This window comes from Candidatus Allofournierella excrementavium (assembly GCF_048526665.1).
In the GTDB taxonomy this organism is placed as follows: domain Bacteria; phylum Bacillota; class Clostridia; order Oscillospirales; family Ruminococcaceae; genus Allofournierella_A; species Allofournierella_A excrementavium.
Genome location: NZ_DBGFPE010000017.1, coordinates 158,416 through 172,880, shown reverse-complemented (window position 1 = coordinate 172,880; position 14,465 = coordinate 158,416). Strand labels below are relative to the sequence as shown.

General features: G+C 64.1%; 10 protein-coding genes. 6 read left to right on the top strand and 4 right to left on the bottom strand.

Going from position 1 to position 14,465, the window contains the following annotated elements:
* From ACMI1Q_RS06150 to ACMI1Q_RS06135, 4 genes are all read left to right on the top strand, one after another.
* Nucleotides 1-735: an amino acid ABC transporter permease gene (locus ACMI1Q_RS06150; protein ID WP_419503146.1), complete on the top strand. Its 735-nt coding sequence runs from the start codon at nucleotides 1-3 to the stop codon at nucleotides 733-735.
* The gene (locus ACMI1Q_RS06145; protein WP_419503145.1) at nucleotides 722-1,444 is read left to right on the top strand and encodes an amino acid ABC transporter ATP-binding protein; all 723 of its coding nucleotides are present in this window, start codon (nucleotides 722-724) and stop codon (nucleotides 1,442-1,444) included. The genes ACMI1Q_RS06150 and ACMI1Q_RS06145 overlap by 14 nt, the downstream gene beginning before the upstream one ends.
* 232 nt (nucleotides 1,445-1,676) lie before the next feature.
* Nucleotides 1,677-3,080 carry an ROK family protein gene (locus ACMI1Q_RS06140; protein ID WP_394981056.1) on the top strand — a complete coding sequence of 468 codons (1,404 nt, stop codon included), beginning with the start codon at nucleotides 1,677-1,679 and terminating at the stop codon, nucleotides 3,078-3,080.
* Between the two features lie 108 nt (nucleotides 3,081-3,188).
* Nucleotides 3,189-4,739: a hypothetical protein gene (locus tag ACMI1Q_RS06135; protein ID WP_419503144.1), complete on the top strand. Its 1,551-nt coding sequence runs from the start codon at nucleotides 3,189-3,191 to the stop codon at nucleotides 4,737-4,739.
* Between the two features lie 84 nt (nucleotides 4,740-4,823).
* Here the strand turns inward: ACMI1Q_RS06135 and ACMI1Q_RS06130 are convergent, their stop codons facing one another.
* Both ACMI1Q_RS06130 and ACMI1Q_RS06125 read right to left on the bottom strand, forming a co-directional pair.
* Nucleotides 4,824-5,702, bottom strand: coding sequence for an NAD(P)-dependent oxidoreductase (locus ACMI1Q_RS06130; RefSeq protein WP_419503143.1), 879 nt, complete (start codon nucleotides 5,700-5,702; stop codon nucleotides 4,824-4,826).
* A 53-nt stretch (nucleotides 5,703-5,755) separates the two neighbouring features.
* A complete protein-coding gene (locus tag ACMI1Q_RS06125) occupies nucleotides 5,756-7,144 on the bottom strand; it encodes an MATE family efflux transporter (protein WP_419503142.1) in 1,389 nt (462 codons plus the stop codon).
* Nucleotides 7,145-7,319: 175 nt separating this feature from the next.
* Here ACMI1Q_RS06125 and ACMI1Q_RS06120 point away from each other — a divergent pair, with 175 nt between their 5' ends.
* Together ACMI1Q_RS06120 and ACMI1Q_RS06115 are read left to right on the top strand one after the other, a co-directional pair.
* Complete coding sequence (locus tag ACMI1Q_RS06120; RefSeq protein WP_177521424.1) at nucleotides 7,320-8,222, top strand: helix-turn-helix domain-containing protein; 903 nt, start codon at nucleotides 7,320-7,322, stop codon at nucleotides 8,220-8,222.
* Nucleotides 8,219-9,811 (top strand): hypothetical protein, encoded by a 1,593-nt coding sequence (locus tag ACMI1Q_RS06115; RefSeq protein WP_419503141.1) that lies wholly within the window; start codon nucleotides 8,219-8,221, stop codon nucleotides 9,809-9,811. Before ACMI1Q_RS06120 ends, ACMI1Q_RS06115 begins: the two co-directional genes overlap by 4 nt.
* Nucleotides 9,812-9,878: 67 nt before the next feature.
* Here the strand turns inward: ACMI1Q_RS06115 and ACMI1Q_RS06110 are convergent, their stop codons facing one another.
* Complete coding sequence (locus ACMI1Q_RS06110; RefSeq protein WP_419503140.1) at nucleotides 9,879-11,720, bottom strand: glycoside hydrolase family 13 protein; 1,842 nt, start codon at nucleotides 11,718-11,720, stop codon at nucleotides 9,879-9,881.
* A 93-nt stretch (nucleotides 11,721-11,813) separates the two neighbouring features.
* A complete protein-coding gene (locus tag ACMI1Q_RS06105; protein WP_419503139.1) occupies nucleotides 11,814-14,219 on the bottom strand; it encodes a glycogen/starch/alpha-glucan phosphorylase in 2,406 nt (801 codons plus the stop codon).
* Nucleotides 14,220-14,465 lie beyond the last annotated feature (246 nt).

Genomic DNA, 14,465 nt, shown 5'->3' with positions numbered 1-14,465 from the left:
ATGGGCCTGTTGCAGTCCATCACGGCCAGCGAGTTCTGGCAGAAACACATTTATCTGAATTTCATTGCAGAGGACCGCTGGAAGTATCTCACCGACGGCCTGCAGAACACCATCCTCATCACCATCGGCGCGCTGGTCATCGGCATCGCCCTGGGCGCGATGGTTGCGGTGGTGCGGGTCACCCACGACAAGGCCGGCAAGCCCGGCATCGGTCTGGGGCTGGTGAACCTTGTCTGCAAGGTCTACCTCACGGTCATCCGCGGCACCCCTGTGGTGGTGCAGCTGCTCATCATGTGGTTCGTGGTGTTCGCCTCGGCGAAATCGGACCAGAAGCTGATGGTGGCCATCATCGCCTTCGGCATCAACTCCGGCGCTTACGTGGCGGAAATTTTCCGCAGCGGCATCATGAGCGTCGACCCGGGGCAGATGGAGGCCGGCCGCAGCCTGGGCCTTTCCTACGGCCAGGTGATGCTGCGCGTCATCATGCCTCAGGCGGTGAAGAACATCCTGCCCACCCTCATCAACGAGTTCATCGCCCTGGTCAAGGAGACCGCCGTGGCGGGCTACATCGCCCTGGGCGACCTGACCCGCGGCGGCGACCAGATCCGAAGCCAGACCTGGGACGCGTTCCCGCCGCTGCTGGCGGTGGCGGCCATCTATCTGGTCGTTGTCATGCTGCTGGAGAAGCTGGGCAGAACTGTGGAAAGGAGGCTGGCGCAGAGTGATAGAAGTTAAAGGTCTTTGCAAAAAATTCGGCAAGGTCACCGTGCTGGACGAGCTGAACATCACCATCAACAAAGGCGATAAAATGGTGCTGGTGGGGCCCTCCGGCTGTGGCAAGTCCACCTTCCTGCGCTGCCTCAACCAGCTGGAAGTGCCCGACGGGGGCGAGATCTGGTTCGACGGCCAGCTGGTGAACGGCCGGGGGACCGACATCAACGCCCTGCGCCGGCGCATGGGCATGGTGTTCCAGCATTTCAACCTGTTCCCTCACCTGACGGTGAAGCAGAACATCACCCTGGCCCCGGTGCTGCAAAAGCTCAAGACCCAGGCCGAGGCCGACGAGCAGGCCATGCAGCTGCTGGAGCGCATCGGTCTGGCCGACAAGGCGAACGCCTATCCCAACACCCTTTCCGGCGGCCAGAAGCAGCGCATCGCCATCGTGCGGGCGCTGGCCATGAACCCGGAGGTGCTGCTGTTCGACGAGCCCACCAGCGCCCTTGACCCCGAGATGGTGGGCGAGGTGCTGCAGCTGATGAAGGAGCTGGCGGCCAGCGGCATGACCATGGTGGTGGTCACCCACGAGATGGGCTTTGCCCGCGAGGTGGCCAACCGGGTGGTGTTCATCAACGAGGGCAAGGTGCAGGAGGACGAACCCCCCGCCGAGTTCTTCTCGAACCCCAAGAACCCCCGCCTGCAGGAATTCCTTTCCAAGGTGCTGTGAAAATTTCATCCCAAAGACCCCGGCGCGGGGCGGCGTTCTACCGCCCCGCGCCTTTGTGCGTTTTGTACAAATGGTTTGGTCAAAACGACAACAGGGTGTGAAAATGGGGCTGATAGTGCAAACTCAAAGACCGACCCACACAAGACAAAGGCGCAAAGCGCGTGCTACAATGAAGCCAAAGAGCACCGCCCCGCCCCAAAGGGGCCCAAACGCTGAAAGGAAGGACGCGCAAATGAAGTTTCTGAACGTTGAGATCCCGGTGAAGAACCTGCCCGAGCTGGATCAGGGCTTTGTTCCTCTGGGCCTCTTTTTCAAGTATCACCAGCTGGCCGCCACCAAGCCCCTGTGCATCGCGGTGGAGCGCAGCGGCGGGCAGATCGGCACCTGGGAGTGCAAGGTCTGCGGCACCCCCGAGATGGCCGAGGCCGACGCCTACTATGTGGACCGCATGGTCAAGTTCCTTTTGTGGAGCTGGGGCGGCTTCAAGGTGTACATCTGCGGCGACGACGCCCTGGCCCGCCAGATCCAGAAGGCCTACACTGCCACCGGCACCCGCGCCTTCGACAAGGACTTCATGGAGAACGTCTACGAGCGGGAATTCCAGGTCATCAGCCTGCCCTACGAGAGCCGCCCCACCGCCTTCCAGAAGTCGGAGAGCGTGGGCCGGCACACCAACGGCGCCCGCATCGGCTTTGACGCCGGCGGCTCCGACCGCAAGGTGAGCGCCGTCATCGACGGCGAGACCATCTACAGCGAAGAGGTGGTCTGGTACCCCAAGGTCAACCCCAACCCCGACTACCACTACCTGGGCATCCTGGCCGCCTGCGCCACCGCCGCCGCCAAGATCATGGAAAAGGGCCGCAAGGTGGACGGCATCGGCGTTTCCTCCGCCGGCGTCTACATCGACAACAAGTGCATGGTGGCCAGCCTGTTCCTGAAGGTGAACAAGTCCGACTTTGAAAAGAAGGTCAAGAACATCTACACCCGCGTGGCCGAGGACCTCTCCCGCATGCTGGGCTACGAGATCCCCGTGGTGGTGGCCAACGACGGCGACGTGTCCGCGCTGGCGGGCGCCATGGGCCTGGGCGAGAACGGCATCATGGGCATCGCCATGGGCACCAGCGAGGCCGTGGGCTATGTGGACGGCGAGGGCAACATCTGCGGCTGGCTGAACGAGCTGGCCTTCGCCCCCGTGGACGGCCAGCCCGGCGCCATGGAGGACGAGTGGAGCGGCGACATCGGCTGCGGCGTGAAGTACTTCAGCCAGGACGGCGTGAACAAGCTGGCCCCCCGCGCCGGCATCGAGCTGGACGAGACCGAGCCTCCCGCAAAGCGCCTGAAGGTGGTGCAGGAGCTGATGGCCGCCGACGACGAGCGCGCCGCCGCGGTCTACCGCAGCATCGGCGTGTATCTGGGCCACACCATGGGCCTCTACGCCCAGTTCTACGACATCCATCATGTGCAGATGATGGGCCGCGTGATGAGCGGCAAGGGCGGCGACATCATCCTGGCCGAGGCGGCCCGGGTGATGGACGAGGAGTACCCCGACGTGGCCTTCCGCCCCGAGGCTCCCGACGAGATGACCCGCCGCGTGGGCCAGAGCTCCGCGGCCGCCAGCCTGCCGGAAGTGAAATAAGCCCCGGCTGCAACAAAAGCGAACTTTTCCCCCGCCTGCGGGCGGGGGATTTTTTTGTGCCCCAAAGTGGCGAAATATGGTATACTGTTTGGCGAGGAGGCGGGGATCGTGAACACAGACACCCTTCAAAAAAACAGGACCCGGCTGCTGCCGGCGCTCTTCATCCTGCTCACCGCGGTGCTACTGATGTGTGTGGTCACCCAAAGCTCGCCGCTCTATCCGCTGAACGGCTGGGTGGACTCCCAGTGCTTTTTCACCGTGGGCAAAAGCATGGCCGCGGGTCAGGTGCTCTACCGGGATGTGTATGAGCAGAAGGGCCCGCTGCTTCTGGGGCTGCACGCCGCGGCCAGCCTTGTGCAGCGGGACGGCTTTCTGGGCGTGTGGCTGATGCAGGTGGGCGCGGCCGCGGTGTTCCTGGCGGCGAGTTACAAACTGCTGCGCCTGTTCGGCCCCCGCTGGGCCTGCCTGGGGGCGCTGCCCTTTCTGGGCGCGGCGGCCTACACCTCGGTGAGCTATGTGGCGGGCGACAGCGCCGAGGAGTGGTGCATGCCGCTGCTGGCGGTCTGCCTCTACGGGCTGGTGAAGGCGTGCATGGAGCGCCGTCCGCTGGGCCTTCGCTGGGCCTTTGCCGCCGGCGTGCTGGGCGGATGCGTGCTCTGGATCAAATATTCCATGCTGGGCTTTTTCCTCGCCTGGGGCGCGGCCATGCTGGTCATGGCCCTGCGCTGGAAGGGCTGGCGGGAGGCGCTGGCCGAGTGCGGCGCCGTGCTGTTGGGCGCGGCGGCGGCCACCCTGCCGTGGGTGGTCTATTTCGGCGTGAACGGCGCGCTGGACGACTGGTTCACCGCCTATTTTTACAACAATCTGTTCCTCTATGCCTCGGGGGCGGGCGGCCCCGCCGCCGTCCTGAAAAAGGTGGCCCAGTCGCTCTGGTACGCCATGGAGCACAACCGGCTCCAGGGGGCGCTGCTGCTGGCGGGCCTGGGCTGCCTTCTGCCCCTGGTCCGGGAGCGGGCCCTGCGGGCGGCCGCGGCGCTGGCCGGGCTGTTCTTCGGTCTGGCCCTCACCACTTACGGCGCGGGGGGCTGGCTGTATTACTTCCAGATCTTCATGGTCTTTCTGCCGCTGGCCTTTGTGCTGCCGGTGTGGCTGTGCGGAAAAGTGACCTTCCGCCTGCCGAAAGGGGTTTTGGCGGCGGGCCTGTGCCTCGCCCTGGCCGCGGGGGTGGCCGCCGGCTGGTGGCGCACTCCCAGCCGCCCGATGCTGGGCACCCGCCGGGAGGACACGGTGCAGTATCAGTTCAGCCGCATCGTGCAGGCCAGCGACGACCGCTCCATGACCGTGCGCCACATGCTGGACGGCGGGTTCTACACCGTCTGCGATGTGACCCCGACTCAAAAGTACATCGGGAAATTCAACGTTCCGCTGGAGGAGATGCGCTCGGAGCTGGACCGCTACGTGACCGACCGGGAGGTGGAGTTCGTGGTGACCCGCTGCGAGGCGGAAAACTGGAAGGAATACAAGGCCCAGGACGAGCCCTTCCTTCTGGAGAACGGCTATGTGCAGGTGGCCGACGGGGAGGGCCCCTATCTGGACAACGGCAAGCTGCTCAACATGCGCTATTATCTCTACCGCCGCGCGGAACACGCGGGCGCTTGAGCGCGGACAAAACAAAAGGACCGGCGGGGAAGACCCCGCCGGTCCTTTTTATCATGCAAAGAATACAAAGAGTAATTGATTTGCTTATTTGTTCTTTCTGTAAAAATCGATGAGCGCCTGGGTGCCCTCGTCCGCACCGCCGGCGGCGGCGAACTCCTCATACACCTTGAGCACGCTCTCCACCATGGGCAGGCTCTCGCCCCGGGCGGCGGCCTCTTCGCAGATGATCTTCATGTCCTTGATGAAGTGCTTCACAAAGAAGCCGGGGGCGAAGTCGCCCGCCAAAGCGCGGGGAGCCATGTTGGCGATCTGCCAGCTGCCCGCCGCGCCGCCGCCGATGGCCGCCAGCATCTTCTGGGGGTCAAGGCCGGCCTTCTCGGCGTAATGGATGGCCTCGGTGTAGGCGGCGGTGGCGCCCGCCACGGCGATCTGGTTGGCGGCCTTGGTGTGCTGGCCGAAGCCCGCGGGGCCCATCAGCAGCACGCTCTTGCCCATGGCGTTGAAGAAGGGCAGGGCCTTCTCAAAGGCGTCCTCGTCGCCGCCCACCATGATGGACAGGGTGGCCTCCCGCGCGCCCTTGTCGCCGCCGGAGACCGGCGCGTCCAGCACGGCGATGCCCTTCTCCTTGCCCAGGGCGTAGAGCTTCTGGGCCAGGGTGGGGCTGGAGGTGGTCATGTCCACCGCCACGGTGCCGGGGCGGGCGGAGTCGAGGATGCCGCCCTCGCAGCAGAACACCTCCTCCACGTCGGCGGGATAGCCCACCATCACGAACACGAAGTCCGCGTCCGCCACCGCCTCGGCGATGGTGCGGCAGGGGATGAAGCCGAACTCGGGCGCCTTGGCGGCCACTTTCTCATAGTGGTGGCCGTAGGCCTTCACTTCCCAGCCGGCCTTTACCAGATGCCCGGCCTGGGACGCGCCCATCACGCCGGTGCCGATCCATGCGACTTTCTGCTTTTCCATCTTCAACACTCCTTATCTCATCCGGGGGATGCCGGAATTTTACCGATGAAATCTCAAGCCTCCTGCACCGCGTCGGCGCGGGTGACCACCCGCACCCAGCGCCCGCTGCAAAGGCGGATGAAGCCCAGGATGCTCTTGACGATGTTGTCGCACCGCAAACAGAAGAACACCACCGGCGCGGACCAGTGGAACACAAAGCCGCCCAAAAGGCCCAGCGGGATGGCCAGCACCCAGAGCAGGCCGCTGTCCAGAATGAGGTTGGTGCGCACGTCGCCGCCGCCCCGCAGCACGCCCACCACCATCACGGTGCCCACCGCCTGGAAGGGCTGGATGGCCGCCAGAATAGTCATCAGGATGAGGGCGGTGTCGTGGGCCTGCTGGCTCACGTTGTAAAGGCTCATGATGGGCCGCTGGCCCGCCAGCAGCAGGGCCGTGCCCGCAAGGCTGAGCACAACGCTCACCACCACCGTGCTGTTGGCGGCCCGGCGCGCGTCCGCAAGGCGGCCCTCGCCGATGGTCTTGCCCACCACCACGGCGGTGGCGTTGGCCATGCCGAAGATGAACACGCTCACCAGATTGTTCACCACGTTCACGATGCTCACCGCGCTGGTGAAGCTGGGGCCCATGTGGCCGATGGTCAGGTTGGTCACCGCCACGCCCAGCGCCCACAAAAGCTCGTTGCTCACCACCGGCACGCTGTTGCGCACATAGTCGCTGAACAGCCCGCTGCGAAAGCGCAGCAGCCATTTGGGGGTGAAGCACACCGTGCGCTCGATGCGGTACATATACACCAGCACCGCCGCGCACTCGAACAGGCGGGCCATGATGGTGCCCAGCGCCGCGCCCCGCACCCCCAGCTCCGGCGCGCCCAGCTTGCCGAAGATGAAGCAGTAGTTGAAGAACACGTTCACGAAGAAGCTGCTGGAATAGACGGCGATGCTCACCTTCACCTGCTCCACCGCCCGCAGGCACATGATGTAGCAGTTGGAGAAGCTGTAAAAAACAAAGCTCACCGACAGCCATTCCAGATAGGCCGCGCCCTCCCGGATGACGTCCGCGTCGGTGGCGAAGATGTGCATGATCTGCACCGGGAACAGCCGCCCCAGCACGGTGAACAGCGCCGACGCGCCCAGGGCGAAGCGCAGGCTGAGGGCGAAGATCTGTCGGATGCGCAGCATGTCCCGCTTGCCCCAGTACTGGGCGATGAGCACCGCCGCGCCGCTGGCCAGCCCGAAGCCGGTAACGTTGAGGATGATGAACAGCTGGCCCCCCAGATTGGCGGCGGCGATGGCCGTGTCGCCCAGCTGGCCCAGCATGATGATGTCCATCATGTTCACGCCCAGGTTGATGACGTTCTGGATGGCGATGGGCAGGGTGATGGCCAGCACCCGCCGGTAGAAATTCCAGTCGGTGTAGAACCGGGTTTGCAGTGTTTGCAGCATAAAATCTCCTCACAAATATGTTGCTGATTCCCAGTATAACACGGCTTGAGCCGGTTGAACAGTCCCCGCAGAAAGGTATATTTTTTCAGAAAAAGTTTGCACAATCGGCCGGAATGCGGTATACTAATGGCAGAATCTGCAATTTTCGCCCCCGCAGGGAAAAAGGAGGCAGGGCATGGGATACACGCCGCTTGAACTGGAGCGTCCGCTGGCCATCGACCGCATCTATTCGGTGCACTATTTTGAGTACGGGCCGGACTACGCCTTTGTGGGTGAGAGCCACGATTTCTGGGAACTGGTCTACGCCGACAAGGGCGAGGTGTACGTCACCGCCGGCGAGGAGGAGAAGCTGCTGAAAAAGGGGCAGATGATCTTCCATGAGCCGGGCGAGTTCCACAACGTGCGGGCCACCGGCGACGGCGCGCCCAACATCGTCATCATCTCCTTCGAGTGCAACGGCCCCGCCATGGACTTTTTCCGTCACCGGGTGGTGAACGTGAGCGACAACGAGCGGGTGCTGCTGGCCCGCATCGTGGAGATGGCCGGCGCGGCCTTCTCCACCCCGCTGGACGACCCCCTCACCCCCCACCTCATCCGGCGGGAGGCCGCGCCCTTCGGCTGCGAGCAGATCATCGGCGTTTCGCTGGAGTACATGCTGCTGTGCCTTGTGCGCCGGGGGGACGAGACCCCTGCCAGCCGCCCCACCAGCCTCATCCGCGAGCGCAGCCAGAACGAATTTTTGGCCCGGGTGCAGCAGTATCTGGAGGCCAACATCCAGCGCCGGCTGACCCTGAGCGACATCTGCCGCGACAATCTGGTGGGCCGCAGCTATCTGCAGAAGGTCTTCCGGGAAAAGACCGGCGGCGGCGCCATGGAGTACTTTGGCAACCTGAAGATCCAGAAGGCCAAGGAGATGATCCGCCAGGGCAGCCACAACTTCACCGAGATCGCCGCCCTTTTGGGCTACAATTCCATCCACTATTTCTCCCGCCACTTCAAAAAGGTCACCGGCATGACCCCCTCGGAGTACGCCAGCAGCGTGAAGGTGCTGGCACGCCGGGGCAGAGGTGAGGAATGAATCCCGCCGGCAAGGCGGAAGGGGAGACCGGCGCGCTGCGCCGGTTTTCTGCACTCTGGCTGCTGCTGCCCGCCGCGGGCGTGCTGGCCGTGGTCAGCCGCAGTTCTCCCTTCTATGCCGTGAACAACTGGTCGGACGCGCAGTGCTTCTTTTTGATGGGCAAGGCCATGGCCCAGGGGCGGGTGCTCTATGTGGACGCGGTGGACCAGAAGGGCCCGCTGCTGTTTTTCCTGCACTGCATCGCCAACTGGGTCCAGGCGGACGGCTTTTTGGGCGTCTGGCTCATCGAGATCGCCGCGGCGGCGCTGTTTTTGTACTTCGCCCGGCGGCTGTTCCTTCTGTGCGGCGCGGGCCGGGCGGCCGCGCTGGCACCGGCGCTGGTGCTGGCGGTGAGCTATTCCACCGTCGCCTTCCAAAAGGGCGACAGCGCCGAGGAGCTCTGCCTTCCCCTGCTGCTGGGCGGGGTGGTGCTGGGGCTGGAAACGCTGCGCCTGCGCCGCCCGCTCACCCTGCGGCTGGGCCTCGCCCTGGGCCTTTTGTGCGGCGCGGTGTTCTGGATCAAGTATAACCTCTGCGCCCCCTTCGGGGCGGTGGCCCTGGTGCTGCTGCCCTGGGGCCTTGCCCGCCGGGACTGGAAAGGCCTCGGCCGGGTGGTGCTGGGCGGCGTGCTGGGTCTTGCGGCCATGAGCCTGCCCTGGCTTTTCTACTTTTGGGTGAACGGCGCGCTGGACGAGATGTGGTACAACTATTTTTACTGCAATCTCTTCCTCTATTCCGACTCGGCCGACGCCGCCCTGCCTCAGATGCTGGCCAGCATGTGGCGCAACATCCGCTCTGACCTGCGCCTCAACTGGGTGTTCGGCGTGTTCGTGGTGCTGGGGCTGCTCTGGTTCACCTTCGGCCCCGGAGCCCGGGGCGAAAAGCGGGACGCGGCCTTCTGGCTGCAGCGCCTGCTTGTGCCGCTGAGTTTTCTGGCGGTGACGGCGGCCATCTACGGCACGCCCCACAACGTCCCCATCTACTACGCCCTGGCGCTGGTGCTGTTCGTGCCCTTCGGCTTTGTGCCGGTGCTGGCGGCGGTGCGGGCCGTGGTGGACAAGTTGGCGGGCACCGGGCGGTTCAGCAGCTGGCTGTGGGCGGTCCTGGCCGCGGCGGCGCTGGCCGCCGGCGTGGGCTTCGCATGGTGGCACACCCCCAACCATCAGGCCTTCGGCCAAAAGCGGGCGGATACGGTGCAGTATCAGTTCGCCCAGGTGATGCGCAGCGAGCCGGACCCCAGCTATGAGATGTGGGGCGTGCTGGACCGGGGCTTCGGCATGGCGGCGGACCTGCTGCAGGCCAGCCCCTACATCGGCAGCTTCAACCTGCCGGTGGAGGAGATCCAGCAGGAGTTTTACGGCGACCCCGCCTTCGACACCGAGTTCATCATCTGCGGCAACTATGAGGATGACTATCAGACGAACCTGGCTCAATGGCAGCCGCTGCTGGAACAGCACGGCTATGTGCTGGTGAGCGAAGGGCAGGAGCTTCAGCTCAACCGAAAGACCTACTACACCGTGCGCTATCTGCTGTATCAGCGGCAGGAATAAAAAACAAACAAGGCGGCCCGCCGGATGCATTTCCGGCGGGCCGCCTTTTATTCTTTTGAGATGCGGTTCACAGGGCGGCTTCGGCAGCGGCCAGTTTGGCCGTGTCCTCCACCACCACGGTGAAGCTGAAGGGGTCCACCTCGGTCACCTTGCCAAGGGCCCGGGTGGCCAGCAGCCGGGGGGTGCGGTTGATCGCGATCTCGGCGGTCTCGGTGGGGCCGGTGCGGCGGTACTGCAAAAGGCCGCCGTCCGCCCGCGTCACCCGGAAATCGCCCTCCCAGAAGGCGTCGCACTCTTTGCGCAGCTTCGCCAGCTGGCGCAAAAGGGGCTTGATGCGGTTCTCGGTGGAGTCCCAGTCGTAGTAGGCCCGGTTGAAGGGGTCCCGATAGCCCTGCATGCCCACCTCGTCGCCGTAGTAGATGCAGGGCACCCCCGGCAGGGTGAACAGCATGGCGTAGGCCAGCCGCACCAGCCGGATGCCGTGGTCGTACTTGGGTTTGGGCAGCCGCCGCCCGCTCTGCCAGTAGCGGTCCCGTCCCTCGGCGGGTTCGTCCTCCAGCGCGGTGAGGATGCGCTCGGTGTCATGGGTGCCCACATGGTTCATCAGCGCGTGTAGCGCCGGGGCAGGGTAGTGCTCGCAGATGGCGGTGAGCTGCTCGGCGGCGCACAGGGCGCTGCCGCCACGCAGGAAATTCAGGATGGCGGTGCGGAAGGGATAGTTCATCACTCCGTCCAGCCCTTTGCCCAGCAGGTAGGTGCGGCGCACGCCGTAGGCCTCTTTGGTGGTGGCGTCCTCCCACACCTCGCCCAGCAGATAGCAGTCCGGCCCGTGGGCCTTCACCGCCTTGCGGATGCTCTCGATGAAATCGTCGGGCAGTTCATCCGCCACGTCCAGCCGAAAGCCGTTGGCACCCCGGGAGAGCCAGGTGTCGATGACGCCGCCCTTGCCGCAGATGAACTGCTGGTAGGCGGGGTCGTCCTCCCGCACCTCGGGCAGGGTCTCGAAGCCCCACCAGCTGCGGTAGCCGCAGGGGTATTTTTGGTCGAAGTCGTACCAGCTGCGGTAGGGGCTGTTCGGGTCGTGGTAGGCCCCGCCCTGGCCGTAGCGGCCCTCCCGGTTGAAGTAGAGGCTGTCCGACCCGGTGTGGCTGAACACGCCGTCCAGAATGATGCGGATGCCCTTTTCCTTCGCCTCCCGGCAGAGCAGGGTGAACTCCTCGTTGGTGCCCAGCAGGGGGTCGGCGTTCAGATAGTCGGCGGTGTTGTAGCGGTGGTTGGCGTGGGCCTCGAAGATGGGGTTCAGGTAGATCCAGGTGACCCCCAGCTCCTGCAGATAGCCGAGCTTTTTGCGGATGCCCTCAAAGTCGCCGCCGAAGTAGTCCAGGTTCAGCTGGCCGCCCTGTTCGTTGGGCCAGAAGTAGGGCTCGCCCTGCTTGTTGGCCCGGTAGACCCGGTCGGCAAAGGGCATCACCGGGTGGGGCCTGCCCTCGAAAAAGCGGTCGGGGAAGATCTGGTACATCACCCCGCCCCGCAGGGCCTTCGGGGTGGCAAAGTCCGCCTCGTAGACGGTGAGCTGCCAGCAGGCGCCCGCCGTCCAGCTGAGCACTGCCTCGCCCAGCTCGCCCCGGTAGAGCTTGCGAAAGTCGGAATAGAGGTCGAAGTAGTAGAAGTAAAGCCCCACCTCGTCCAGCGTCAGGCTCAGGCGGAAGTGGTTCACCCCTTCCACGCAGCCCTTGAAATCCATGCGGTATTCCACGGGGTCGCCGCCGTCCTTGGTGAGCACCAGCCGCGGCTCCACAAAGCCGTAGTGCTCGGGGATGGTCAGCGCCAGGCGCAGGGGCTCGCCCGTCCTCACCGCCCCGCGGGGGGTCTTGTAGGCGCTGTCAAGGCTGTTGAACAGATGGTCCAAGCAAGATCGCTCCTCTGGCAAGAGAAATTGGCGGCAGGTCCAGGCCGCGCTTCAAAAAATGCCCCCGGGCGCTTTGGGCCGGGGGCACGGGGTTCATTTCACCGGGCTGGCGCCCCAGATGTTGTTGGCGTAATCGGTGACCGACCGGTCGGCGCTGAACACGCCGCTGCCCGCGATGTTGGCAAGGCTCATCTGGTTCCAGCGGGTGCGGTCGGCGTAGAGCTTCGCAAGGTCCGTGTGAGCGCGGCGGTAATCGGCAAAGTCCGCCAGCACCATGTAGGGGTCCACATTGCGCAGGTTGTTCACGATCTCGTGGAAGTCCTCGCCGTTCCAGCCCTTCTCCAGGAAGTTCAGCACTTCCAGGGTGACCTCGTCCCGGTTGGCGAACATGCTGGGATGGTAGCCCATGGCCTTGAGGGCGTTCACTTCCTCGGTGCGCATGCCGAAGATGACCTCGTTGTCCATGCCGGCGGCGTCGGCGATCTCCACGTTGGCGCCGTCCAGGGTGCCCAGAGTGATGGCGCCGTTCAGCATGAACTTCATGTTGCCGGTGCCGGAAGCCTCGGTGCCCGCAAGGCTGATCTGCTCGCTCACCTCGCTGGCGGGCATCAGACGCTCGCTGGTGGTGACGTTGTAGTCCTCCAGGTAGACCACCTTCAGGATGTCCCGCACGGCGGGATCGGCGTCGATGTATTCGCCCAGCTTGCAGATCAGGCGGATCATCTGCTTGGCCATGTAGTAGCCGGGGGCCGCCTTGGCGCCGAAGATGTAGGTCTTGGGGGGCACGTCGGCGCCCGGGTTGGCCTTCAGATACAGGTACTGGGCGGCGATGTTCAGCGCGTTCAGGTGCTGGCGCTTGTACTCGTGCATCCGCTTGACCTGGCAGTCGAAGATGGAGTTCGGGTCGATGACCTGGCCGGTGGTCTTTTTCAGGTGGGCGGCAAATTCCGCCTTGTTGGCCTTCTTCACGGCGTCCAGCGCGTCCAGCACCTTCTTGTCGTTCTTGAAGGCGGCCAGACGGCTCAGCTGGGAGGCGTCGTGCTTGAAGCCGGGGCCGATCACGTCGCTCAGCAGCTTGGTCAGCGCCGGGTTGCCCGCCAGCAGCCAGCGGCGGTAGGCGATGCCGTTGGTGACGTTCTTGAAGGCCTGGGGCTTGTAGAGGTAGTAGTCGTGGAAAACGCTGTCCTTGATGATCTCGCTGTGCAGCTTGGACACGCCGTTGATGGAGTGGCACACATAGCAGCAGATGTTGGCCATGCGCACCTGACCGTCGCCCAGGATGGCCATGTAGTCGATCTTGCCCTGGTCGCCGGGGAAGGCCTTTTCAAAGTCGGCCCGGCAGCGGCGGTCCAGCTCCTGCACGATGGTGTAGATGCGGGGCAGGGTGGTGCGGAAGATGTCGATGTTCCACTTCTCCAGCGCCTCGCTCATCACGGTGTGGTTGGTGTAGGCGAAGGTGCGCCGGCAGATGTCGAAGGCTTTGTCCCAGCCGTAGCCGCACTCGTCCAGCAGAATGCGCATCAGCTCGGGGATGGCCAGGGTGGGATGGGTGTCGTTCAGCTGGATGGCCGCCTTCTCAGGCAGGGTGTCCAGGCTGCCGAACTGGGCCAGATGGTTCTGGCAGATGTCGCCGATGGAGGCGGCGGACAAAAAGTACTGCTGGCGCAGGCGCAGGATCTTGCCCTCCATGTGGTTGTCGTTGGGGTAGAGGATCTTGCTGATGAGCTCCGCCGAGGCGTTCTGGCGGATGGCGTTGCCGTACTCGCCGGCGTTGAAGCTCTTCATGTCGAAGTCCGGCGCTTTGGCCTGCCACAGGCGCAGCTTGGCAACGCCCGGCCCGTCGTAGCCCTGAACGTACATGTCGCTGGGCACGGCGATGACGCTGTTGTAGTTCTTGTGGATGACGTGGTGGAAGCTGCCCTGCCAGCTCTCCTCGATCTCGCCGTCAAACTTGACCTCGATGCTCTGGTCGGGGTGGCTCTTCAGCCACACCTGGCCGCCGGGCAGCCAGTTGTCGGCCTTTTCCTGCTGCCAGCCGTCCACGATCTTCTGCTTGAAGATGCCGTACTCGTACAGGATGGAGTAGCCGGTGCCGGCGATGCCGGTGGTGGCCATGCCGTCCAGATAGCAGGCGGCCAGACGGCCCAGGCCGCCGTTGCCGAGGCCCGCGTCGGGCTCTTCGTCGTAGATGCTCTCCAGCTTGATGTCGGCGTCCGCCAGAACGGCCTCGGCCACATCCGCCAGCCCCAGGCTGAACAGGCTGTTCTTCAGGCTGCGGCCCATCAAAAACTCCATGCACAGGTAGTACACCTGCTTTGCGCCGGTGCCGTAGGCCCGGCTGATGAACTTCTTGTGGCCGTCGCTCATCATGCGCCGGGCGATGAGCGCCAGCACACGATAGATCTGCTGGTTGCTGGCCACGTCCAGCGTGGTGCCGTATTCGCTGGCCAGCATGTCCTTGAGAAGTTTGTCAAATTCCCGTTTCGTATACTTTGCCAAATGTATCTCCCCTTGTTTTGTATTGGACAAAAAGGCGCGGCCGCCGGGAAAGGGCGGCGCAGGCCTTGAGAAAAGCGGTCCATATGCTTTTCTATTGTACCAAGTTTTGCCGGCTGTTTCAAGAAAAAATCCGTTCCCGGGAACCGAAATCCGCCCTTGCGGAGCCAAAAGAGGGCGGAATTTCAAAAAATGGGCTTTCCTGCGCCGGTGAAATATATTATAATAGCGTATAAAAGAGAACCGGGC